This window comes from Pseudomonas meliae (genome assembly GCF_001400515.1).
In the GTDB taxonomy this organism is placed as follows: domain Bacteria; phylum Pseudomonadota; class Gammaproteobacteria; order Pseudomonadales; family Pseudomonadaceae; genus Aquipseudomonas; species Aquipseudomonas amygdali.
The window spans coordinates 1-23,831 of sequence record NZ_LJQT01000368.1 but is presented as its reverse complement, the minus strand read 5'-3'; the positions used below and the strand labels follow the sequence as shown (position 1 = coordinate 23,831).

Here is a 23,831-nt window from a genome sequence, read left to right as displayed (position 1 = left end):
TGCCGGGAACCGGCAGCAAAACGAAATCATAGAATCTCCCACAGAGATGTATCCATCCTGCTCGAAGATGCCCGCGTTCAGAAACTCATCTCGATCACATCATCCGGCACAATCAGCCTGCCCGCGGTTTTTGCCACGATTTCTTCCACGCTGACCCCCGGCGCACGTTCGCGGAGGATGAAGGCACCGTTGTCGATTTCCAGATACGCCAGGTCAGTCAGAACCTTGCGGATGCAGGCCGCGCCGGTCAGCGGCAGGCTGCAGCGGGGCAGCAGTTTGGATTCGCCATCTTTCGAGGCATGGGTCATGGTCACGATGATGTTGTCGGCACCTGCCACCAGGTCCATCGCTCCGCCCATGCCTTTGACCAGCTTGCCGGGGATCATCCACGACGCGATATTGCCCTCGACATCCACCTCGAAAGCGCCGAGCACTGTCAGGTCTACATGACCGCCGCGGATCATGGCGAAGGATTCGACCGACGAGAAAATCGACGCACCGATACGCGCCGTAACCGTCTGTTTGCCGGCATTGATCATGTCAGCGTCTATGGTGTCTTCGGTCGGAAATGCGCCCATGCCCAGCAGACCGTTTTCCGACTGCAACATGACGTCGATGTCGTCCGGTACGTAGTTGGCCACCAGGGTCGGAATGCCAATGCCCAGGTTTACGTAATAACCGTCCTTGAGTTCACGGGCGACGCGTTGAGCCATTTGTTCGCGAGAAAGTGCCATGGTCTGAAATCTCTTTGTTGTTGTATGGCCGAGCTGCTCTGTCAGGGTTTTCTGACGGTGCGCTGTTCAATGCGCTTTTCGAACGTGCCCTGAATCACACGGTCGACGTAAATGCCAGGCGTATGGATCTGCGTCGGCAAAAGCACACCTGGCTCGACGATTTCCTCGACCTCAACCACCGTGATTCGTCCAGCAGCGGCTACTACCGGGTTGAAGTTCTGCGCGGTGTGACGATAGATCACGTTGCCGAAGTGGTCGGCTTTCCAGCCCTTGACCAAGGCGAAGTCGCCGGTGATGGCCTCTTCCAGGATCACATTGCGGCCATTGAACTGCCGGGTTTCCTTGCCTTCAGCCACTGGCGTGCCATAACCGGTCGCGGTGTAGAACGCAGGGATGCCCGCGCCGCCTGCGCGCAGTTTTTCTGCCAGGGTGCCTTGCGGGGTGAGTTCGACTTCCAGCTCGCCGCTGAGCAACTGCTTTTCGAACAAGGCGTTTTCGCCCACGTAGGACGAAATCATTTTCCGGATCTGCCGGTCCTCAAGCAGGATGCCCAGGCCGAAGCCGTCAACGCCACAGTTGTTGGAAACGACGGTAAGGCCCTTGATGCCCATACGCTTGATCTGCGCGATGAGGTTTTCCGGAATGCCGCACAGACCGAAGCCGCCGCAGAGTACCGTCATGTCGTCGGTCAGCCCGGCAAGGGCTTCTTCGTAGGTCATTACTCGTTTATTGAGTCCAGCCATGATGATCCGCCTTTAATAGTTGTTGATCGACAGTCGCACTGTCGGAGGATCGGGTGACTTGCATCTTCTCTCGCAGCGACTGATTTGTTAATTTTGTTTTTCTGATCAATTGATAAGAAAAACAAATATATGAACGTCAAGCAGCTTCGGGCTTTTCTGGCAGTGGCGCAGTACCTGAGCTTCGCCCAGGCCGGGGAACGACTGAACATCTCGCAACCGGCGTTGAGCCTGACCGTCAAGAGCCTTGAGGAGGACCTTGGCGGGCAATTGCTGACACGCACTACACGTAACGTCGGCCTGACACCCGAGGGCGAAACCCTGTTGCCGCTGGCGCGCCAGTTGCTGGCTGACTGGGACAACACCGAAGAGCTGCTGCGACAGCGGTTTACCTTGCAGACGGGCCGGGTTTCGGTCGCCGCCATGCCTTCATTTGCCGGCAATCGATTGCCGGCAGCGCTGAAGGTGTTTCGCGGGCGCTACCCACGGGTCAATGTCGCGGTGCATGACGTGATCAATGAGCAGGTGCTGGAGATGGTGCGTCACTGCCGTGTCGAGCTGGGCATCGGCTTTGAGCCCGAGTCGAACAGCGCTTTGTTGTTCACTCCGTTTTATATGGATCGCTTCGTGGCTGTGGTCTCGAAGGATTCGCCGCTGGCCGGGCTTGGCGAAGTGTCCTGGGCCGAGCTGTTGGGCGAAGACTTCATTGCCCTGCAAAGGCCTTCGGCTGTGCGTTTGCTACTGGAGCAGGCCATCGAGCCGATGCACGGCAAACTGGCAGTGGCGTTTGAAAGCCATCAGCTGTCCACCATCGGGCGCATGGTTGCCAATGGCCTGGGTGTCAGCGCGGTGCCGTCGCTGTGCATCGGTCAGATGCAGGAACTGGGTGCTTGCTGCATCGCGCTGGTAGGACCGCGTATCGAGCGTCGTATCGGCCTGATGATGCTGGCCGATCACAAGCTTTCCGCTGCGGCTCAGGCGTTGCGCGAGGTATTGATCGAGGATGCTCGCAACAGTCGATAGCGACTATCACGGCGGATGATTTTTGCTGCGTCGGGGGCGGGCGTAACCTTGCGTCATTCTTGAAATGAAGCCTGCCCCGGAGGCCCCAGATGAACCGTATGCTTGCCCTTGCGCTTGTCCTCACATTCACCGTTGCATTGCTCTCCGGCTGCTCCACCCACAATGCTGTGGAGCAGCGTCCCTTCAGCGCCGAAGAAAGCCATCAACTGGCGCTTGAAGACCTTAACCGGCGCGGCCTGTCGTTTGATGAATACCAGGCACGCAAGGCGCAATTGATGGCTGATCCGCAGGCACAGCAGGCGCGCGAATTCGATGATAAAGGCGAAGCAAGCGTTGACCTGAATGTGACTGGCCAGCAGCCACAAGGTTAACAGTCCGCTTTAAAAGAGTTTTTTATCAAACTGTACGGTAATAATTACCGGTCAACTGTCCGTGTGTTTCTTGCAGCGCCTTCTATAGGGTAAGTGCCTGACCCACTGATCCGGACAAGCTGTATGGTGCTCTCTTTCGATTTGCTTCTTGCCTTCACACTCTTCGCGTTCGTCACCTCTATTACCCCCGGCCCGAATAACATGATGCTGCTGGCCTCGGGCGTCAATTTCGGTTTCAGCCGTACGTTGCCGCACATGCTGGGTATCAGCATCGGTTTTTTTGTCCTGGTGCTGGCCGTCGGTTTCGGGCTGGGTAGCGTGTTCAAGGCATGGCCGCTTCTCTACACCATCCTGCGCTATGTCGGCGCCGCTTATCTGTTGTACCTGGCGTGGAAAATCGCCACGTCAGGTCCTGCCTCCGATAACGTCGACAGTCAGGGCAAGCCGCTGAGTTTCATGAGTGCAGCGCTGTTTCAATGGGTCAACCCCAAGGCCTGGATCATGGCGATTGGTGCCATTAGCACCTACACGCCGATGCAGGGCTATTTCTACAATGTGGTGGTGATCTCGGCGGTGTTTGCGCTGATCAACCTGCCCAGTGTCGGCATCTGGGCAGGCTTTGGCAGTTTGTTGCGCAATGTTCTGCGTGACCCGCTGGGGTTGCGCATCTTCAACGGCGTGATGGCCGTGCTGTTGGTGGCCTCGTTGTATCCGCTGTTTGTCGAGCATTGATGCCGGGCTATAAAGCCAGTTGCAAATGCCCGCCGGCCTGCTTGTGAAGTGCTTGCAAACGACGTTGCAGGCCGTGATGGAAGTGCTCCAGCCCCTCATGCAGGCGCTCGGTGAGGATTTCGTCCAGGGTGCCGCCTTCTTCGTTGTCGTCGTAGCTGATCTGGGTATCGATGGCGAAGATGCCGTGTAGCACTTCCTGCGATTTGAGCGCCGACAGTACCGGTTTGAGCGCGTAATCCACGGCCAACATGTGCGCGATACTGGCGCCGGTGGCCAGCGGCAAGACCACTTTGCCATGCAGTGCGCGCTCGGGCAGTAAGTCGAGCAGGGTTTTCAGTGCGCCTGAAAATGACGCCTTGTAGACCGGCGTACCAATCAGCAGGCCATCTGCTTGCCTGACCGCTTCGATAAATTCCAGCACTTGTGGGCTGTCGAAGCGGGCAAAAAGCAGGTCCTCGGCATTGAAGTCGCGTATGCGCAGCGTGGTGACTTCAACCCCGCGGCTTTGTAACCAGCGGCTGGCATGAGCCAGCACTACGCCGGAACGGGATTTGGGCGAAGGGCTGCCGGAAAGTGAAACAACGAGCATATGGGATTTCCTTGCGATAAGCGTGTGTCTGTAAAGCAGCTTGTGTGCCAGCCTTCGCAAGGTCCGGCGATGACTCGCAGACATTGGGTTTGCGCGCTTTTCATACCGATGGTGCGGCGTTGTCATGCTGACAAAAAGCCAGCCAACTGTTGAACCACTGTTGCTCAGGCAACAGTTTTGCGTTGTTCGGCGGGCCAAAAAAAATCCCGCAAAACTGCTTCCAGGAAGATTTTCAAAGCTTCTTCAGAGTCAGTTGCGGAACGCTGCGCCGGTCTGCACCACACTGGCCGAACCGAGCAACTGGCTGATGAATCGGCTCCAGCGGGTGATATCGGCCGTGCCGACAAATACCACGTCCTGCGCCTTGAGCTCGAACTGCCCCGCCAGCAGATAGGCGGTGGGCTTCCTGGCATTGAGGTGGTAAACGGTAGACGTCGCTTCGGCAAAGTTTTCCGCACCGCGTATCACATACACCGCATCGCCATCTGCGCTGTCCGGGCTGAGGCCGCCGGAGTTGCCCAGCGCCTCCAGCAACGTCAGGCGGGTGGTGCCGAAGGAGATCACTTGCGGGTTACGTACTTCGCCCAGCACGTAGATCTTGTTTCGCGAATTGCTGTTCAAGTGGAGGTAATCGCCATCCTTCAGGAAGATTCTGCTCAGTTGCGAGTCTTTGCGGTTCAGCGAGTCGATGTCGATCAAGTAATCGCGGCCATCGCGGCGCAGGGTCAGACCGGCGAGGTTGGCATCGGTCAGGTCGACGCCCGCGACGCTCACGGCCTGCACCAGGCTCAACGGAATGTTGGTAATGGGTTGCGGGCCGGGCACTTTGAAGGAGCCGGACAGGAGTATTCGCTGACTGTTGTAGCGCAGCACTTTGACGTCGACCTTGACCTCGGTGTATTGCGGCGCCAGCCCCATGCGCAACTGCTCGCGCACCTCGCTCAACGTTCTACCGCTCGCGCGGATTCGTCCGACGTAGGGGAAGTAGAGCGTGCCATCGTTCAGCACTTCCCGGGTGTTGGCATCCAGCTGGTCTTGCGAGCCTGGCGCGGTCAGTTCCGGGTGTTCGAACACGGTGACCAGCAAGGTATCGCCAGCGCCAATCACGTATTCCGGAGTCTTGTAGTCAAGCAGCGCCTGCGGCAGTGCCTTGGCATCTGCGGTGGCGCGTTGTTGCTGTTGCTGAAGACTTTTCGGTGTGACCTCGACCAGTTGCGCCCGGGGTTCGTCTGTTTTAACGGTGGTAACGTCGTCCGGGGTCATGTGCTGCCCCGGGGCGAATGCGCAGCCTTGCAGCGCCAGGCTGGTGAGCAGTAAAGCAACTAACCTTGGATTCATTGCGTTTTTCCTTTCATGGCATTGCTCCTTTCTTTCGGCGTACCGACGAATTTCGGCGCGTTCGTTCACTCAGGGGAAGCGTCAGAAGGCGTTCTTGTTGACGAAGCCTTTGAACAGCGTCAGCAGAATGATTTTGAGGTCGAGCCAGATCGACCAGTGCTCGATGTATTCCAGGTCGAATTCCACGCGCATGCGCATCTTGTCGAGTGTGTCGGTTTCACCGCGCCAGCCATTGATCTGCGCCCAGCCGGTGATGCCGGGTTTGACCTTGTGGCGCAACATGTAGCCGCTGACCTGCTTGCGGTACTGCTCGTTATGGGCGATGGCGTGAGGGCGCGGGCCGACGATGGACATATCGCCGTGCAGCACATTGAAAAACTGCGGCAGTTCATCCAGCGAAGTGCGCCGCAAAAATGCTCCCAGCGGCGTTACCCGCGCGTCATTGCGCGTTGCCTGAAGCACCACATCGGCGTTTTCCTGAACGTTCATGCTGCGAAATTTCCAGACCATGATCGAACGGCCGTCCAGTCCGTAGCGGCGCTGGCGAAACAGCACCGGGCCCGCAGAGGTGAGCTTGATGGCCGCCGCGATGGCCAGCAGTGGCAGGGCGATCAGCAGCAGAATCAGACTGGACAGGACGATGTCTTCGGCGCGCTTTACCAGGCTCCAGGCACCGTCCATAGGCGAATCGAAAATGCTGATACTGGCCAGGCCATTGATGCTTTCACTGCGGGCATGCAGCAGGTCAAACATGAACACGTCGGGAATCAGGTACACCGAGGCGGTGGTGTCGCTCAAACCGGTAATCAGCTCGCGCAATTGCGGCTCGGCGCTGAACGCGAGGGTGATGTACACCTTGTCTAAACGGCCTGCACGGGCATCCTCTATCAACTGGTCCAGATCACCCAGCACTGGCAGACGACGTTTTTCAGCCTGCAGATTCATCTGCTGCGGGTGCGAGTCGTAAAACCCCAGCAGGTTCAGTCCCATCCACGGCGCGAGGGAGATAGAGCGGGCCAGTCGCTCGCCGACCTGACCGGTCCCGACAATTGCCACCCGGCGCGTATTGAAGCCGTGCCGACGCAGAGTGTGCAGGGCCAGGCGGATCAGCAGTCGATAGCCGCACAGCACCGCAAGCGTCAGGGCGAACCAGCTCATCTGGCCGTTATCGGGCAATTGCGTCTGGTTGAGCAGCAGGCTGTTCAGTGACAGCAGGGTAATGAAGGTCATCGCCCAGTAACTGAAGACCTTGGTCAGTTCGCGCAGGATGCGCTCGCCACGCCATGAGCCATATAGCTGGTGATATTCGCTGACCCAGTGAAATACCAGTACCGCGAGGATAATGTGCGACCAGGCCTCGGTGCTGTCGCTGACCTGCAGCCCGGTTTGCCAGTAACCGATCAACACGATGATGATCAGGTCCAGCAGACGATGGGCGAGCGACAGCGCTGACTGATGGGCATGCAGAATGCCGCGGACGGAAGTGCGCATTGGAGGGGCTCGCTCAGACGGTTTTTATGGGGACGACACGGCCTGGCAGTTCGCTGCCCGAGACCGGCGCTGGTTGAGCGACGCGGTGCGGGTGGGGCAGGCGAGCCAGATGCACAAGATGCGAGGTGGCCAGACGGTTCTCGACGAAGGCTTTGATCTCCTGCTCGAAACGCGCCACCGAAAACCGTTCGGCGTTGGCCCGGCAGGCCTGCGGCGAGATGCGTGATTGCGCAGCTTCAAACTCGCCGATGGCGGCGCTCAGCGCTGCCACAGTTTGCTGCCGGTAGAGCACGCCGGTCGGTTGCGGTTGATCCAGGCCGTGCACGGTCTCCATGATGCCGCCCTTGCCGAACGCGATTACCGGCGTGCCGCAGGCTTGGGCTTCAACCGGGCTGATGCCGAAATCCTCCTCGGCGGCGAAGACGAACGCCTTGGCGCTGCGCATATGTTCCAGCATTACCGCGCCAGGCTGGAAACCCAGCAGTGTTACGTTAGGCGCCTGCCTGGCAATGGCCTGCGCCTTGGCCAGGTCCGGTCCGTCACCGATCATGATCAGGCGTTTGTCCGGCATGGCGGCGAAGGCTTCGACGATCATTGGCATGCGCTTGTAGGGCACCATCCGCGATGCACACAGGTATAAGTCCCCACGCGCGCCTTGGGGGGTGAAACCGAGCGTGTCCACTGGCGGATAGATGACGGTGGAGTCACGTCGATACGCCTTGGAGATGCGTGCGCCGATAAAGCCCGAATTGGCAATGAATGCGTCCACACCGGTCGACGTACGTTGGTCCCACAGGCGCATGTAATGCAGGACCAGGCGCGCCAGACTGCCCTTGATTCCCTTGCCCAGCCCTGATTCCTGCAAGTACTGGTGCTGCAAGTCCCAGGCGTAGCGAATTGGCGAATGCACATAGCTGATGTGCAGTTGGTCCGGGCCGCAAAGCACGCCCTTGGCCACTGCGTGGCTGCTGCTGATGATCAGGTCGTAGCCGGAGAGGTCCAGCTGCTCGATGGCCAGCGGCATCAGCGGCAGGTAGCGTGAATAATGTTTGCGCGCGCCGGGCAGCTTCTGGATGAACGTTGTTCTGGCTACCTTGCCGCGCAGCTGCGCGCGGTCCTGATCGCTGAGAAAGTCGATGACTGCAAAAAGATCCGCATCGGGCCAGATGTTTATCAGGGAAGCACGCGCTCGGCACCGGCGTAACTCACCAGCCAGTCGTGGACAATAGCAATTCTCATGGGCGTTCCTTGCTGTAATGGCCCGCGCTACTGCGGATGCGACAGGGCGCATCCTGGCGTTACTGTTGTGGGTTCAGGGTTTGTCGGCGGACGACTCGGGTAAGACGTGCTGCTTGCTTGGCGACGCAGGAGCAGACTCCAGCAGCGCATCGATACGTTGGGAAAGGCGCTGCGCGGAAAGGTCCCAGGAAAAACGCTGCACGTTATGCAATCCCTGAACACGCAGCGCATTGCGTAATGGCGCATCCACCAGCACGCGCTGCATTGCTGCGGCCATGTGGCTGACGTCCAGCGGGTCGAAATACAGTGCGCTGCCTTGCAGGACTTCGGGAATCGAAGCGGCATTGGCGGCCAGCACCGGGCAACCGCTGGCCTGTGCTTCAAGCGGCGGAATGCCGAACCCCTCGTAAAGCGAGGGAAATACGAACGCTGTGGCACCCTGATATTGGCTGATCAGCTCGGTATCGCTGAGTCGCCCCAGAAAACGGATGCGCGGGTCACGGCAGGCGAGGTGTTGCAGATCAGGGTCGGCGAACAATGCGCTGGCTGCGCCGACAATATGCAGTTGCAGGTCGGTGTGGCCACGCAAACTCAGAAATGCCTGAATCATCCGGTTGAAATTCTTGTGTACGGCGGGTGAGGACACTGCAAGCAGGTATTTCGGCTGATCGACAGGTGTCGGCCTCGGCGTGAATTCGGCACTGACCGCAGCGGGCACGACCAGCACCTTGTCCTCGGCGTAGCCATAGAACGAGGTTATTTCCCTTCGCGAGAAGTTGCTGCCGGTGATCAGCGTTCTGGCGTGTGACAGCAGAATCGGGGTGATGGTCCGATAGGCCAGGCGGAATAGCCGGGTGTAGCTTTGCGGATAGCGCACATAGGTGATGTCGTGGTGAGTCGCTATCTGGTTGCCATAGAACATTGGCCCTGTGTTGCTGACTGAAATCAGCAGCGGGCTGCCCTGACGTTTCAAGTGAAGCGGCAGGTCGATCTGCTCCCACATATGCCCGGTGGAATGACCGATGCACTGGGCTTCCAGTGCGCTGGCACAGTCATGCAGCCTGATGGTGCGCGGAGCGACGAATACCAGATCGTCGCGCAGCCGCTTCAGGGCTCTGCACATCTGCTCTGCGTAACGCTGTACACCACTGACATCCTGGGTGAGGAACCGTGAATTGATGGCAATCATCTCGAGCATCCTGCTGATGAGGTTGATCTGGCTGGTGCCAGATCCTGTCCTTGAACGGGCTTGATGGGGCAGATTGCGCCCCTTCACTGTGTGACGTATGTGCGGCGGTCCTGCAGGGTCTGGGCAAAGATGCTTTCGTACTGGTCCAGTGAGATCCAGGTTCATCAACGACGCGACGCTGTTGCGCGCCTGGCTGCCGAGGCGCTTAAGCAATTCGGGTTGCTGGTGCAGTTTGAGCATTGCCATCCCCAACGAGTCCGGGTCATCGGGGCTGCACAGCAGGCCGTTGAGCGGTTCTTGAATGATTTCCGTCAACCCGCCCATGCGGCTGGCGATGACTGGCAGAGCATGTGCGCAGGCCTCGACGGCCACCATGCCGAACGGCTCATTCCACAGGGAGGGGACGATTGCCACGTCGATCTGGCGGTAGAAGTCTTCGGGCTTCTGGACGCCGACAAAGCTGATGTCCGGTGATGTGGCCATGGCCCTGAAGTGCTTTTCATCAGACGCCTGCCCACGCCCGGCAATCTGCAGGGTGGCTTTGAACGGCAGATGCTGAAACTGATCAATCAACCATCCCAGCCCCTTGTTTGTGGACAGCGTGCCCAGGTAACCGAAGCGCAACGGTGCTTCATCGGCGGGTGCCTTGGGCTGCCCGGAAATCGGTGGAGTGAACGGGCTGGCGTTATGCACTACGTAACCCCGCGCGCCGTTGAAATAGCCCTGCGCCTGCAAGGTGTCGAGCATGAAGCGGCTGACACCCACGACCGTGTCGACCTGTTCTGACTGCTGTGCATGATTGCTGCGCAACTGCGTGCACATCGTGCATTGGCGCTGACAGTTATGACCCTTCTTGAACATGGTGCTGGCCGGGCAGAGCAAGTAAAAGTCATGCAGGACCTGCACGATCGGGCGATTGGCCCCGGTTATTTCGTCCCACGCCGACACCGACCAGCCGGTCAGGTTATGGCACACCACCAGCTCCGGTTGCTCCAGTTCCATCACCCGCCCTACGTATTCGCGCATGCCGGCGTTGTAGCGATCACGCCAGTGCCAGGCAAGCCGCGCCAGACGGCCCGGACGCTGGGCCATGAAGTGCCAGTACCGGTTAAGCAGGCCTGCGCGATAGACCTTGACCCGATTGACCTCTGCCAACTGCAAACCGGGCCGGTCGGTGGTGGTCAGCACGGCGACGCTGTGCCCGCGTTGCTGCAAGCCCTCGACAGTACGTTGCAGAATGATCTCTGCGCCGCCGCCGATATCGGGCGCATAAAGGCTGCTGATAAACAGAATTTTCATAACGGGTAGGCCTTGTTCAGGCCCAGCACGCTGGCTTCCCCATCGTGAATGGCGTCGTTGAGCAGGTTCAGGCGCGCATCGGCGTCATAGCGCCAGGCATACAGGCTCAACAGGCAGAGAAATACCAGGCGATTGACTTGATAGAGCAGTGGGGAGGACGCCCAGATATGCCTGTCGAACCACGCCTGGTTACGCGCGGCGTAATAAGCGCGCAGGTCCGATCCGCCCGACAAGTAGCTTTCATGGACGTTGCGGGTGCGCGCCTTGATGTTCCATGAATCCTCGAGATCCTCCGGCAGCGCTTCGGGGACCAGAAATACCTTCCCGCCACCGTCGGTAATGCGCCATGTGTATTCGGTGTCATCGCTGTACAGCTTGAGCGCGTCCAGTGGCAGTCCGATCTTCTTGTACAGGCTGCGATGGGCCAGTAACCCCCCGTAGGTGGCGAAAGGGAGCTGCACCCGTTCCGGCATGGGCACGCTGGCACCGGGCTTTCCGAAGGGCAGGCGTCGCCAGATCTTGTATGGCAACTGGGCGATGTGAAAGCCGAAGAAGCTTGAGCGCCGCTGAATTGCGTAACGCAGCGGTACACCCGCGGCGATGTCCGCTTGATGCGTGGGGCGAAAGCCGAGCACTGCGCAATTGTCCCTGCCGTCGATCGTTTCACGTTCATGAAGAGACCGGTGTAACACCTCAATGGCATGGGTGGTCGGCGCGTTATCGTCGTCCATCAACCAGATGTAATCGTCGCCGCTTTCCAGCGCGGCCTTGATGCCTGTCGAATAGCCGTTGGCCGAGCCGGTGTTGTCAGGCAGCCAGAGCACCTGAACCCGGTCGGGCCACTCATCGCACAGCGCCTGCAATGGTGCAACGGAAGCGTTGCTGACAATGATCACACGACCGATCAGCGGGCTCTCCAGCGAGCGGCTGATCAATGTGTGCAGATAGCTGAAACGGTCACCATAGGTGAGCGTCACCAGGGTGGTCTGGTGGGGCATGGTGTGGTTCCGGGGCTGGTTAAGCAGGCTGAGACGCATGTTTCAGGCACACGCCTTGGGCAGTTTCCTACAGGTGCGGCAGGCCTTACGCGCGGGCTTCGACCCTTGACAGGCTGCTGATGGGCAACACCATTTTTTGCTGGCGTTGCAGCATGTTGAGCAGAATCACCGCACGCTCGGTACCGTCTCCGCTCAGAAAGATGGCTTCCACATCACTCCAGCTGCCCGTCGTGATCATTACCGAATCACCTTGAATAAATCGTGCTTTGGGCGCAGGTGTGGAGAGTCGCTGGCGGATCTGCTCGATCAGATGATCGCGGACCGGCACCGGGTGCCCGCCGAACGTCACAATGCGCGAGACGCCGCGTGTGGAGCGAATCGGGTACCAGTTGTCCTGTACCTGATCCATCTGAATGAACAGGTAACCGGGAAACAAAGGCTCGTCGGCCTGAACCCTGGCAGCGGTTTTTTTCACATCGACCTGCAGCGGTCGGTAGCACTGGAAATGCTGGCGTCGCAAATGCTCTTCGGCGCGGGCTTCCTGACGCGGTTTGGTCTGGATCAGATACCAGCGAGCTTCCTGGGCGGAGAGGGCCATGATTAATTCCTTTTAAATGAAACAGCTCAGTGAACGGCAGGCGTCAATACGGGTTATCGGGGCGCAGGGTGGTAGTTGTAGCCATAGGCCGCGTAGTCGTAATCGGACGTCGTGGCCTTGCGCACCACCGCGTTGAAAATGGCACCCTTGATCAGAATTCCGTTCTGGCCCAGGCGGCGCTTGCAGGCTTCGATTTCCTGGGCGGTGGTCATGCCGAAACGAGCAACCAGCAGACAGGTGCCTGCCTGGCGACCCACCAGCGTCGCGTCGGTCACAGCGAGGATGGGTGGCGTGTCAATCAGGATCAGGTCATACAGCGGCGACAATTCGGCCAGCATTTTGTTGAAGTTGTCATGCATCAGCAGTTCCGAGGGGTTGGGTGCCGCGAAACCACAGGACATAAAATCCAGATGCCGGCCCCGCGTCTGATGGATGACTTCAGTACACCGCAAACGGGCGGCCAGCGTGTCGGACAGACCGTGTTTGGGCTGCAGGCCAAAGAGGCGATGCAGGTAGCCTTTGCGCATATCGGCATCGATCAGCAGAACCCGCCTGCCGGTCTGGGCAATGATGGTTGCCAGATTGCTCGATACAAACGATTTGCCGGCGCCTGGTGTCGGGCTCGATATCATCAGCACGTTGTTGCGCGCCTCCAGCATGGCGAAGTGCAAGCTGGTACGCAGGCTGCGCAGCGATTCGATGGCCAGCTCGCCGGGTGCGGCAATGCTCAGCAGTCTTGAATCCTTGCTGTCCTGATCGCGCTTTTCCAGGCGTTCCTGCTGACGCGAATGGGGCAGTGATGCGTAGACCGGCATGCCCAGACTTTCGATGACTTCGGCGCTCTCGATGCCCCGATAGAACGCCTGGCGCACAAATACGATGGTCATCGCGACCAGTGCGCCGATCAGCGTGGCGATCAGCACAATCAGCGTCTTCATGGGTTTGACGGGTTTCTCGACATTGGTGTCGGCGTTGTCGATGACCCGCACATTGCCGATGCTGCCAGCGCGCAGAATGTCCTGTTCCTGGCTCTTGTTGAGCATCAATGTGTAGGTCTGGCTGATGACCTGCATATCGCGGGTCAGACGCAGCAACTCCTGCTGGGTCATGGGCAGCGCGTCGATTTTCTTCAACAGGCCTTGTTTCTGTTGTTCCAGCTGGTTCATCTGGCTCATCAGGCTGCGATAGGTCGGGTGCTCACGGGTGTACAACCGTTCCAGCTCTAGGCGCCTGAGTTTCAGTTCGGAAAGCATCGAGTCGAGGCTGACCACCTGATCAAGCACGCCTTTGGTTTCGATGCTCAGGTCCACCGACCTGGCGCTGGTCTGGAAGGTGTTCAGCGCAGTCTCCGCGTCCTCCAGCTGTTTGCGCACGGCAGGCAACTGCGAGCGTAGAAACTGCAGCCGCTGCGCGGCCTCGGCCGAACTGCGCTCCACGTTCTGGCGTACATAAAGATGGCTGACTTCGTCGAGAATCCGGTTGGCCCGCTGTGCTTCCTGGTCCTCTATGGACAGGTAGATGATGCCCGAGTCCCGGCCGGCTTCGGCGATTTTCAACCGGTTCTGATAAACCAGCGCGGTGCTGAGCGTGCGCTGTCTGGAGACACTGAAATCGGTGCCGGGATGTGCCCGCAGCGCAGCGACCTGAATCTTCACCCCGTTGCCTTCGACAATGCGGTTGATGGTGCCGCCAAGCAGCAGATTGTGCTCGTTGTCGTAGAGCGAGAACTGGCCAGGCTTGCCTGCGGTGAGGGTGAGTTTTTCTCCCAGCAGGTGCTCCGGCACCTCCAGTTGGAATACCTCGATTTTCTCGCCACCCCACGCGTATTGCGTCAGGCCGAATAACGGCTTAGCCAATTCACCGTCGCGCACTGGCTTGAAGGTACGGTATAGGTAAGGGCCGATTACCGGAAAGAAATCAGGTGTCTGCAGCGTATTGAGCTTCAGATCGTCGACGACCTTGCCCAACAATGCGCGCGACTTGATCAGCTCTGCGACACTGACAATGGCTTGGCGCTGACCTCCGGGGTGCCCTCGATGCCGATTTTTCGGGGCTCTATCTGGATCATGGCGGTGGCCTGATACACCGGCGTGGCCAGAATGGCATAGCCCAGACCGATCAGAAAAAACAGGCTGACGGTCCACAGGATCAGCGCTTTGTGATCGAACAGCATGCGCAGGACCGCTGCCAGATCAATCCGGGAGTCCTGGTGGAAATCCAGCGAAGGACGGTTCATGACGGTCATTTATCCTGTTGCTCCTGACTGAAATGAGGAAGCCAGTCGTCAATGCAGCTTGAGAGCTGCGTGTAGGTCTGTTCAAAGGCTGATGCGGGACGTCGGTAAGGGTCGGCGATGTCGAGCGGGTGCTGCCATTTACCGATCAGAAAGGCTTTGCCGCGTACTTCGGGTGCGAGTTTGAGGACGTCGGCAAAATGTGCCTGCTCCATCAGCAGAATCAGGTCGGCCTGGCGTAGCAGCTCACGGCTCATCTGCCGAGCTGCATGGCGCTGCGGCTGTACCCGGTGCGTTTGCAGAACCTGCCGAGCCGCCGGGTCAATGGACGAACCTGACAGCGCGGCGATGCCTGCTGACTGAACGCGCACCTGCGTGGCCTCCAGGCGTTGATGCAGTATCGCGACGGCCATCGGGCTGCGGCAGATGTTGCCGACGCACAACACCAGTACGTTACTGAACATGTGCTTTGCCACTGGTCTGGAACAGGCGTCTGCTCAGGTTGACGACAACATTGCCGGCCACTTTCCACAACGTCTGCAGTTTGTGGCGGGGCGCGAGCGCGGCCAGCGAGAGGCACACCGTCTGCATCAGGAAGTGTTCGTACAGGGGCTGATTGCCCAGACGATTGTAATAGTTGGCCAGGCTTGAACAGGTCTGCAGGTTCATATGCAATTTGCGTTTGTCGCTGCGCATGGAAAACACGCCGCCGGGGTGCAGCCGATAGGCAGCCGGCTTGATCTGCGCCATGAACTTGCCTTTGCCGTAGGCCCCCAGCAATGACCACCAGCACATATCGTTCAACGGTGCACCGCACATGCTCAATTCGGGCGGCATTTTGCTGAACACATTGCGAAAGCAGACGGTCAGCGTCGACAGGCGTCTGGCCTGTTGCAGCTCCAGCGCCGTAGCATCGCTGCGCAACAGGCCTTGCAGTTGCACGCCGTACTGGCCGTATTCGTCGAAGGCGAACGCGTCGTGATAGGTGATGACGTAATCGGCATGGCTCTCGAGAAAGTCCACTTGCAGCTGCAGCTTTCGCGGATCAGTCCAGTAATCGTCGGCTTCGCAGTAGGCGATATAACGGCCGCGGGCTTCGGCGAACAGGCCCGGAACGCAAGGTGCGCCCTGACTGTACTGGTTGACCTGTTGATAGAAGGGCCGAATGATCGTCGGATACCGCTCGGCGTAGTGCGCAATGATGCGTGCAGTGCTGTCCGTGGATGCATCGTCGTTGATCAGGATTTCAAACCTGAAATCGGTCTGCTGTGACAGAAACCCTTCCAATGCCTGAGCAATGAAGGCCTCCTGGTTGTAGGCAGGGCATATGATGCTCAGCAACGGCGATGCCACGCAGGGTTCGCCGGTATTTTTTGCAGTGTCGTCCATGGCTCAGGTACTCGGTTTGCTGAACAAAACATAGATTTTTGACGCTAGCGGCCCATGGCTTGCCGCCACCAGTGCCAGAGTGACAAGGCCGCTGGCGGCGAGCGCCAGCAGCAGGCTGCCACGGCTTTCATCGGCAATCAGATGGAACACAGGCGCGCTGATCGCCAGGCCCGCAGCGGTCATCGCACTGATACGCAGAATGTCGCTCAACCATTGCCGATGAAGACCCGGTGCCAAGTGCTGATGGACGATGACGGGCCATATGGCGAAGGACGTCGCACGCAGAAAAAACCACGCCAGCGCCGCGCCGTAAACGCCGTGATAATGGATTGCCACGAACATTACAGGCACGCTGATCAGTGTCGAAATCAGGCTGTACCACAGGTGCAAGTGCATTCGGCCATAGGCGTATTGCAGGTAGAACTGAAAAGCACTGGCGGCCATGATTGCGCTGCCCAGCGCGTACCAGCCCAGCACCGGTCCACTCCAGCGCGCGGCGGCGTCATCACCCGTCCAGGCGATAATCAGCGGCTCGGCATACAGGGCAATTACGCCTGCCAGAGGGAACAGAAAGGTACAGGCAAGGCGATTGGCTGCCAGAAACAACGTGTGCATGTCGTCGCGCCTACCTTCGGCCACCAACACAGTCAGGCGCGGCAAGAGCGTCTGAACCAGCGGGTTGCTCAGCATCACGATGCCCGTGGCGATCAACGCAACCAGTGAGAAGTAGCCGTACTGGTCCAGTGGCAGCAGATTCGACAGCAGCACCTTGTCCACCTGAGTCAGCACAATCCACAGCACTGCGCTCAACGACAGACTGGCGGCGAAGGGCAGCAGCGGCTTGATCAGTTGCCAGTCCAGGCCGGTCAGCCAGCGCGGCGCAGGCATCTGCCTGCGGGCTTTGCTGGCAAAAAGCAGGGCTTCGAGCAGCCCGACCACGAGCTGAAATACAAAAAAGTCTTGTGGGTCTCGGGAGAACTGACTGACCAGCAGCAAGCCGCCGAAGTAGCGCAGCGTTGCAATCGACACATTGGCAGCGTTCAGCCAGGCATGCTGCTCAAGGCCCTGAATGGCGCTTTTATAGAGTGTCGAATACAGGCGCAAGGCGATGACGATGCCCATCAAGGTGATGCAATGCGCCAGAGTGTCGGGTTGCAGCGTATTGGCGTTCAACCATTGTGCTGCGATCCAGGGACTGGCGACATGGACAAGCAGGCCGCAGAGCATCGTGATCGGTAGAAATATCAGTTCGAATGAGCGCAGTAGACGGCCCAGGCTTTTCTCGCTCACGGGAGTGCCTTGCTGATGTGCCACTGCGCGCACCAGGCTGGGAGACAGTCCCGCGTCCAGCAGTTGCAGCCAGGCTTGCAGCAGGGTGAAGAAACCGATCAAGCCGTAGGCCTCGGCACCCAGATGGCCCAGATAAAACGGCATGATCAGAATCCCGACCAACATTACATAGGCCTGTCCGCTGTAGTTCAGGACGGTGTTGCGAATGATCGAACGGCCGCGAAGGACCGGGCTTATGTCACGCATGATAGTCAGCAGACCCTGGCAGCGGAGCAAGCCGGGTAGTCCATATCTGTCACAGCACAGGTTTCGATCAGAGTGCGTATGACCAGGTCCTGCTCGCTTTTCAGCAGGCCGGGATAGATCGGCAGGCACAGCACTCGTTCGCTCAATGCTCTGGACACAGGCTGGCCGGGCTGTGGCTGCAGGTATTCAAGGGTGTCAGTGAGGGGTAAAAATAGTGGCGAGGGTTGATCTTGCGCAGGTTGAGCGCGGTGCGCACCGTCAACAGCTGTTGCTCGTTACGCAGCGCCACCGGGTAATAGCTGTTATTGAGTTCGCTGTCGGCCTGGGGTTTTTGCAGATCCAGGTAGCTTTCCAGCGCTGACGTATAGCGGTGAGCGATTTGCGCGCGCTCTTCAAGGATGTTGCCTATGTTGTCGAGAATGCACAGCCCCATGGCTGCGGAGAATTCATTGAGCTTGGCATTGATGCCGATGCCGTCGATTCGGTCTACTCCCGATATGCCAAAGTTGCACATCAGGTGGGCGCTTCTGGCCAGTTCGTCATCGTTGGTGATGATCGCGCCGCCTTCAATCGTGTGGAACAGTTTGGTGGCATGAAAGCTCAGGGTGCTGATATCGCCATGATTGAGCACCGACTGGCCGGCATGACGCACGGCAAATGCATGTGCGCCGTCATAGATCACCTTGAGCTTATGTTCGCGGGCAATCTGCTGAATGGCTTCTACGTCGCAAGGATTGCCAAACACATGGGTGCCCACGATTGCCGTAGTGTCTTCGGCGATGCTGCGTTTGATGTGCTGTGGCGAGATATTCCAGGTGTCCGGATCAATATCGGCAAAGACCGGGCGAATACCTTCCCATTGCAGCGAGCTGCTGGTGGCGACGAAACTGAATGGCGTTGTAACAGCGCTGCCACTCAAGCCCAGAGCCCGATAGGCAATCTGCAGGGCCAGGGTGCCATTATTGGTCAGAATAATGTGTTTGACGCCTAGATAGTCCTTGAGCCGGTCCGTCAGATCCTTGGCCAGCGGGCCGTGATTGGTCAGCCAGCCGCGGGCGTAGATACCTTCAACGTAGCGTTTGAACTGGTCGATATCACCTAGATACGTCTTGGTCACATTAATCATCGAAGCCTCCATGTTTCTCTGAATCCGGGTGTTGCCGATTGAGTGACGAGACATCTTTTTCGCGTACGGGCGCTGCATTGCTTCAGGCAACGCTACCGCCACACCGAACGTGTTCAGTACTTAAAAAATAGAATGGAGAGTCAACAGACATCCGCCGGCGCCTGCTGAGCACCGTGGAAATAACTGAAAGCGTGGGACGGAACAGCGGTCAACTTCGGCTTGATTATCCCAACGCCATGCTCTGCGGCATGTGCGTGACAATGGAATGCGCCTGACGGCCCTATATATCGGTCGCGGCAGGGTATCTGTCAAATTATTTCGTCATCTTTCTGTTAGATTTTTCATAAACGGCGAAGCAGATTTCATAACTAACTGATTTATAAGGGTGTCAAAAAAATATCATCTTGCAGGTGTATTTAAATGACACGCTGAACGTGCTTTGCAAGACGTCAATAAAGTCGCTGGATTTTACAATCTGCGCCTCTTTATATTTCCAATTGATCTATTTAAATATCAATTAATAATTTTTGGTTCTATTCGGTTTGGTGCATGATCGTGTTCATGGACTGCAGGCAGGAGAACGAACATGAAAGAGCCAGTGCTGTATTTTGATTACGCCGCCACTACGCCTGTGGACGAGCGTGTTATCAGGGTCATGGTCGATTGTCTGGGTGTGTCAGGCAATTTTGGCAACCCTGCATCCAGCGCTCATTCATTCGGACAAAAGGCCCGCGTTGCGGTAGAAATTGCCCGTGAGCAGGTTGCCCGTCTGGTAGGTGCTCAGGCCTCGCAGATCATCTGGACCTCCGGTGCCACCGAATCCAGCAATCTGGCGCTCAAGGGCGTGGCTCAAGAACGCGCGAAGAGGCAGGCAGCATTCGCCGGAGGCAGGTCCGGCCATATCATCACCAGCCAGATTGAACACAAGGCAACCCTTGATACTGCGCGGCAACTTGAGGAAGAGGGCGTCGAGGTTACCTGGCTGGCACCGGACAGCGATGGCCTGATCAGCGCCGACGCGGTCAGTGCCGCTTTGCGCGATGATACGTTTCTGGTCTCGCTGATGCTGGTCAACAACGAATTGGGTACGGTCAACGACATCGCGGAAATCGGCAGGCGGGTAAGGGCTCACGGCGCATTGTTGCATGTCGACGCTGCGCAGGGCGCTGGCAAGTTGCCGATTGACTTGAGTCAGCTCGCGGTAGACCTGATGTCGCTTTCTGCACACAAAATCTATGGGCCCAAAGGGATTGGCGCGCTGTATGTCGGCCCGCGCGCGCAGCAACGGGTTCTCGCCCAGATTCACGGGGGCGGGCACGAATGTGGGCTGCGCTCCGGTACCCTGGCGACGCATCAGATTGCCGGGATGGGTGCGGCCTTTGCCCTGGCGGCCGAAGTGCTTGAAGAAGAAGTTGTTGAAATACAGCGGCTCAATCGCCTTCTTTGTGAGCGACTGGCCGATATTCCGGGGGGGTGTATCAACGGCAGTCCCACCCAGCGGATTGCCCACACCCTCAGTTTTACATTCACCCACAATGATCTCGACGTTGCAGCGCTGGGTGACAAACTTGCCTTCTCTTCTACCTCGGCCTGTAACTCGGCGAAGAACCTGCCTTCACACGTCCTGCTGGCTCTGGGGCTGAGCCCGCAGGCTGCCGGCCAGACCATACGTCTGAGCCTGGGACGCTTCACGCGTGATCAGGATATCGAGCGTGCGGCCGAGTCGATTCATGCCTGTCTGATTCAGCCAGCGTTTTGGGCGGTTGCTCAGTCTCGATGAGTGCTCCATTATCTGAACCGGTGAAAGCAGTCAATTTCCGGGTCAGCAGGAGAGTCAATGAGCACGCAATCCAATGCCAGTTCAGAAGTGGCAGAACGTTTGGCGCAAACCCGCGTCTTGATGAGCAGGGAGCGCATCGATGCCTATCTGGTGCCGTCAGCGGATCCGCACCTCTCCGAATACCTGCCCGGCTATTGGCAGGGGCGCCAGTGGCTGTCGGGCTTTCACGGCTCGGTCGGTACACTGATCATTACCCAGGACTTTGCAGGCATATGGGCTGACAGTCGCTATTGGGAGCAGGCAACCAAGGAACTGGCAGGTAGCGGTATCGAGCTGGTGAAACTGTTGCCGGGCCAGCAGGGTCCGCTTGAATGGCTGGCAGACGAAGCCAAAGCCGAAAGTGTGGTTGCCGTTGACGGGGCGGTCCTGGCCGTTGCCTCTTCGCGCACTCTTGCAAGCAGGCTTTACGCGCGCGGTGCCCGCCTGCGTACGGATATCGATCTGCTCACCGAGCTGTGGCAGGACCGTCCCGCCTTGCCGTCTCACCCAATCTACGAACACTTGCCTCCTCAGGCATCTCTGGACCGTGGTGAAAAACTGGCTCGTGTTCGCCAGATCGTTGCCGAGCGAAACGCTGACTGGCACTTCATCGCAACACTGGATGACATAGCCTGGCTGTTCAATCTGCGTGGCGCTGACGTTTCCTACAATCCGGTTTTCATCGCCTTCGCCTTGATCGGCCCGCATAGCGTCACGCTGTTCGTGGACTCAAGGAAAGTGCCTGACCCGGTGCGCTCGCGTCTGGAGCGCGACGGCATCAATCTCATGGAATACACGCAGATTGGCGCAGCCTTGCGCGAGCTGCCGAAAGACGCACGACTGCTGGTTGATCCGGCGCGTGTTACCTGCGGCTTGCTCGATTATCTGGACAGTGAAGTCACGCTGGTCGAAGGGCTTAATCCGAGTACGCTGCTGAAGTCGCAAAAAACCGAGACCGATGCCGGTCATATCCGTCAGGCAATGGAGCAGGATGGTGCGGCACTCTGTGAGTTCTTCGCCTGGCTGGACAGCGCGCTGGGACGTGAGCCCATCAGCGAAGTGACGATTGATGAAAAGCTTACTCAGGCACGGGAGCGACGTCCGGGATATGTTTCACCCAGCTTCGCCACCATTGCAGGTTTCAATGCCAACGGCGCTATGCCCCATTACCGAGCGACTGAAGCGGAGCATGCGCAGATCGAAGGTGATGGCTTGCTGTTGATCGACTCGGGCGGTCAATACCTTGGCGGCACCACCGATATCACGCGCATGGTTGCGATCGGCACGCCAAGTGCCGAACAGAAGCACGACTGTACTCGGGTTCTCAAAGGCGTTATCGCGTTATCGCGCACTCATTTTCCCAAGGGCATTCTTTCGCCGTTGCTGGATGCCATTGCCCGAGCGCCAATCTGGAGTGAAGGCGTCAACTACGGTCATGGCACCGGGCATGGTGTCGGGTATTTTCTGAACGTCCACGAAGGGCCACAAGTTATTGCCTATCAGGCACCTGCAACGCCGCAGACAGCAATGCTCCCAGGCATGATCACGTCTATTGAACCTGGTACTTACCGGCCCGGGCGCTGGGGTGTGCGCATCGAAAACCTGGTGATTAATCAGGAAGCGGGCACTACCGAGTTCGGCGAGTTCCTGCGTTTTGAAACCCTGACACTGTGCCCGATCGATACGCGTTGCATCGAGGTCTCGATGTTGAACGAGGAAGAGCGCACCTGGCTGAACGATTATCACGCTCACGTTCTCGCGCGATTGAGCCCTCTACTGCAGGGTACAGCGCTGTTGTGGTTGCAGGCACGCACGGTCGCTGTCTGATATCTCGAAGCGCGTTACCGCAGGCTCAGTCCTGCGGTAACGGATCCGTCAGTGGTGTGCTTTTTCTGCAGACGATAATCATGCTGCGGCTGGTATAGCCTGCGGGGTTGAGGCCGAACGGATAGTCTTCCGGCTCTTCTGTGGCATCGCCCGATTTTGCGATGACCTTGAACGTCCTTGACGCACAGGCGTTGGTCGCAAGCTCATAGCATTTGGCCCAGGAAGACGTCAGGCCGGAGCAGTTGATGTGAATGCCGCGCTTGCTTTGCTTGACGGGTTTGGATGTAGCTGCACAACCTGCCACAGCCAACATGGTCAATACGATAAAAATGTATTTCATTCCTTTCCTTAGCGGGCCATTGCTGATCGCGATCCATCCGGTTGACTGGATCATGAGTCGGTAAAACTGTGACGCAAAACTCTCGAACATGAGTAGGTCAGGCGTAAACATGGCGCATGCGCTCAACAAATGCTAGTGCCATGTCGCTTCTTGACCTTGTGACTGCTTGGTCAGTTCAGTCGGCAGGGACCAATTGAGGTTTTGTGTTTGCAGAACCAAGGGTGGCGCCGATGGACGCGAAGATGATTGCGCCAATTGCCAGCCATTGGGTCAGTGAAAGGCTCTCGTGAAGAAACACCAGACCTGACAGCGCTGCGAAGACAGGTTCCAGACTTGCCAGCGTGCCGAATGTGCGCGCCGACATTCGTGTCAGGGCGATCATTTCCAGGCTGTAGGGCAGGGCGGTCGACAGAATGGCGACACCCAGTGCTGCCGGTATCAGTGAAATGTCCAGTAATGCAGAGCCTGCGTGTATCACGCCGACAGGTCCGATGAAGAGTGCGGCAATCATCACGCCAAGCGCGGCGGTCTGTACGCCGTTGTCTGCACCTGCTTTATGCCCGAACACTATATAAGCGGCCCAGCAAACCCCGGCCCCGAGAGCATAAGCAGCGCCGACCAGATCAATCGCTTCGTTCGAGGCCCCCAGAGGAATCAGCAGCAATAAACCGATGACTGCCAGAAAAACCCATAGGAAATCGATGGGCTTGCGCGAAGACAGCAGAGCTACAGCCAGTGGGCCGGTGAACTCCAGCGCGACCGCGATTCCCAGAGGTACAGTCTGCAACGACATATAGAAGAGGAGGTTCATGCTGCCCAGCGCAATGCCGTAGATCACCACAGTGCGTAGCGATTTTGCGGTCAGATTCGCTCGCCACGGGCGCAGGATGGCGATAAGGATAAGGCTCGCAAATACCAGCCTCAAGGTCGTGGTGCCTTGCGCGCCCACTACGGGGAAAAGACTCTTTGCCAGTGACGCGCCGCTTTGAATGGAGATCATGGCGATCATCAGCAGCCCTAGGGGGAAAAGGGCGGACGCTATAGTGTGGGGTTTCTCAGACATTTTGGTTGTACATCCTGGGTGTGATCCGGGCACTGATAATCGAACATGATGCGAAACAATCGATGCATGGGCAATATATTGCGCAATCTTTGCTTTTCCCTCTATATAGGTAATCACGAAACGGGCAATTTCGGTGATTTTGAAATTAACGGTTGAC

General features: G+C 58.1%; 18 protein-coding genes and 4 pseudogenes. 5 read left to right on the top strand and 17 right to left on the bottom strand.

Features of this window, described 5'->3' with window-relative positions:
* Positions 1–77: 77 nt before the first annotated feature.
* Both ALO64_RS17600 and ALO64_RS17595 read right to left on the bottom strand, forming a co-directional pair.
* Complete coding sequence (locus ALO64_RS17600) at positions 78–734, bottom strand: CoA transferase subunit B (protein WP_044343469.1); 657 nt, start codon at positions 732–734, stop codon at positions 78–80.
* Positions 735–775: 41 nt separating this feature from the next.
* Positions 776–1,477: a CoA transferase subunit A gene (locus ALO64_RS17595; protein WP_044343470.1), complete on the bottom strand. Its 702-nt coding sequence runs from the start codon at positions 1,475–1,477 to the stop codon at positions 776–778.
* Between the two features lie 129 nt (positions 1,478–1,606).
* Between ALO64_RS17595 and ALO64_RS17590 the strand changes: the two genes are divergently transcribed.
* The 3 genes from ALO64_RS17590 (at position 1,607) to ALO64_RS17580 (ending at position 3,600) form a co-directional block, all read left to right on the top strand.
* Positions 1,607–2,497, top strand: coding sequence for a LysR family transcriptional regulator (locus ALO64_RS17590; RefSeq protein ID WP_044343471.1), 891 nt, complete (start codon positions 1,607–1,609; stop codon positions 2,495–2,497).
* 89 nt (positions 2,498–2,586) lie between these two features.
* Positions 2,587–2,868 (top strand): hypothetical protein, encoded by a 282-nt coding sequence (locus ALO64_RS17585; protein WP_044343473.1) that lies wholly within the window; start codon positions 2,587–2,589, stop codon positions 2,866–2,868.
* Between the two features lie 123 nt (positions 2,869–2,991).
* A complete protein-coding gene (locus ALO64_RS17580; protein WP_004661013.1) occupies positions 2,992–3,600 on the top strand; it encodes a LysE family translocator in 609 nt (202 codons plus the stop codon).
* A 7-nt stretch (positions 3,601–3,607) separates the two neighbouring features.
* Here the strand turns inward: ALO64_RS17580 and ssuE are convergent, their stop codons facing one another.
* The 13 genes and pseudogenes from ssuE to ALO64_RS17515 all read right to left on the bottom strand — a co-directional run bounded on the left by ssuE (position 3,608) and on the right by ALO64_RS17515 (position 18,625).
* The gene (gene ssuE / locus ALO64_RS17575) at positions 3,608–4,189 is read right to left on the bottom strand and encodes an NADPH-dependent FMN reductase (RefSeq protein ID WP_044343474.1); all 582 of its coding nucleotides are present in this window, start codon (positions 4,187–4,189) and stop codon (positions 3,608–3,610) included.
* Positions 4,190–4,438: 249 nt separating this feature from the next.
* Positions 4,439–5,527, bottom strand: a complete 1,089-nt coding sequence (locus tag ALO64_RS17570) for a polysaccharide biosynthesis/export family protein (RefSeq protein WP_044343475.1) — start codon at positions 5,525–5,527, stop codon at positions 4,439–4,441.
* An 81-nt stretch (positions 5,528–5,608) separates the two neighbouring features.
* Positions 5,609–7,018 carry an undecaprenyl-phosphate glucose phosphotransferase gene (locus ALO64_RS17565; protein ID WP_044343476.1) on the bottom strand — a complete coding sequence of 470 codons (1,410 nt, stop codon included), beginning with the start codon at positions 7,016–7,018 and terminating at the stop codon, positions 5,609–5,611.
* Positions 7,019–7,031: 13 nt separating this feature from the next.
* Positions 7,032–8,257, bottom strand: a pseudogene (locus ALO64_RS17560) (glycosyltransferase family 4 protein).
* Between the two features lie 73 nt (positions 8,258–8,330).
* Positions 8,331–9,446: a glycosyltransferase family 4 protein gene (locus ALO64_RS17555; protein WP_044343477.1), complete on the bottom strand. Its 1,116-nt coding sequence runs from the start codon at positions 9,444–9,446 to the stop codon at positions 8,331–8,333.
* Between the two features lie 83 nt (positions 9,447–9,529).
* Positions 9,530–10,745 (bottom strand): annotated as a pseudogene (locus ALO64_RS17550) (glycosyltransferase family 4 protein).
* The gene (locus tag ALO64_RS17545; protein ID WP_044343478.1) at positions 10,742–11,743 is read right to left on the bottom strand and encodes a glycosyltransferase; all 1,002 of its coding nucleotides are present in this window, start codon (positions 11,741–11,743) and stop codon (positions 10,742–10,744) included. The pseudogene ALO64_RS17550 and the gene ALO64_RS17545 overlap by 4 nt, the downstream one beginning before the upstream one ends.
* An 85-nt stretch (positions 11,744–11,828) precedes the next feature.
* Positions 11,829–12,341 carry a transcription/translation regulatory transformer protein RfaH gene (gene rfaH / locus ALO64_RS17540; protein ID WP_044343479.1) on the bottom strand — a complete coding sequence of 171 codons (513 nt, stop codon included), beginning with the start codon at positions 12,339–12,341 and terminating at the stop codon, positions 11,829–11,831.
* A 53-nt stretch (positions 12,342–12,394) separates the two neighbouring features.
* Positions 12,395–14,586 (bottom strand): annotated as a pseudogene (locus ALO64_RS17535) (polysaccharide biosynthesis tyrosine autokinase).
* The gene (locus tag ALO64_RS17530; protein ID WP_005734340.1) at positions 14,583–15,038 is read right to left on the bottom strand and encodes a low molecular weight protein-tyrosine-phosphatase; all 456 of its coding nucleotides are present in this window, start codon (positions 15,036–15,038) and stop codon (positions 14,583–14,585) included. The pseudogene ALO64_RS17535 and the gene ALO64_RS17530 overlap by 4 nt, the downstream one beginning before the upstream one ends.
* Positions 15,028–15,963 carry a glycosyltransferase family 2 protein gene (locus tag ALO64_RS17525; RefSeq protein WP_005734341.1) on the bottom strand — a complete coding sequence of 312 codons (936 nt, stop codon included), beginning with the start codon at positions 15,961–15,963 and terminating at the stop codon, positions 15,028–15,030. Before ALO64_RS17525 ends, ALO64_RS17530 begins: the two co-directional genes overlap by 11 nt.
* A gap of 3 nt (positions 15,964–15,966) precedes the next feature.
* On the bottom strand, positions 15,967–17,499 hold the full coding sequence (locus ALO64_RS17520) for a lipopolysaccharide biosynthesis protein (RefSeq protein WP_044343497.1): 1,533 nt from the start codon (positions 17,497–17,499) through the stop codon (positions 15,967–15,969).
* Between the two features lie 5 nt (positions 17,500–17,504).
* Positions 17,505–18,625 (bottom strand): annotated as a pseudogene (locus ALO64_RS17515) (DegT/DnrJ/EryC1/StrS family aminotransferase).
* A gap of 586 nt (positions 18,626–19,211) precedes the next feature.
* Between ALO64_RS17515 and ALO64_RS17510 the strand changes: the two are divergent.
* Together ALO64_RS17510 and ALO64_RS17505 are read left to right on the top strand one after the other, a co-directional pair.
* Positions 19,212–20,405, top strand: coding sequence for a cysteine desulfurase family protein (locus ALO64_RS17510; RefSeq protein WP_044343481.1), 1,194 nt, complete (start codon positions 19,212–19,214; stop codon positions 20,403–20,405).
* 57 nt (positions 20,406–20,462) lie between these two features.
* Positions 20,463–22,271, top strand: a complete 1,809-nt coding sequence (locus ALO64_RS17505) for an aminopeptidase P family protein (RefSeq protein WP_044343482.1) — start codon at positions 20,463–20,465, stop codon at positions 22,269–22,271.
* 25 nt (positions 22,272–22,296) lie between these two features.
* On the opposite strand, the gene ALO64_RS17500 is transcribed toward ALO64_RS17505, so the two are convergent.
* Positions 22,297–22,611 carry a hypothetical protein gene (locus tag ALO64_RS17500; RefSeq protein ID WP_044343483.1) on the bottom strand — a complete coding sequence of 105 codons (315 nt, stop codon included), beginning with the start codon at positions 22,609–22,611 and terminating at the stop codon, positions 22,297–22,299.
* A 175-nt stretch (positions 22,612–22,786) separates the two neighbouring features.
* On the bottom strand, positions 22,787–23,674 hold the full coding sequence (rhtA, locus tag ALO64_RS17495) for a threonine/homoserine exporter RhtA (RefSeq protein ID WP_044343484.1): 888 nt from the start codon (positions 23,672–23,674) through the stop codon (positions 22,787–22,789).
* Positions 23,675–23,831 lie beyond the last annotated feature (157 nt).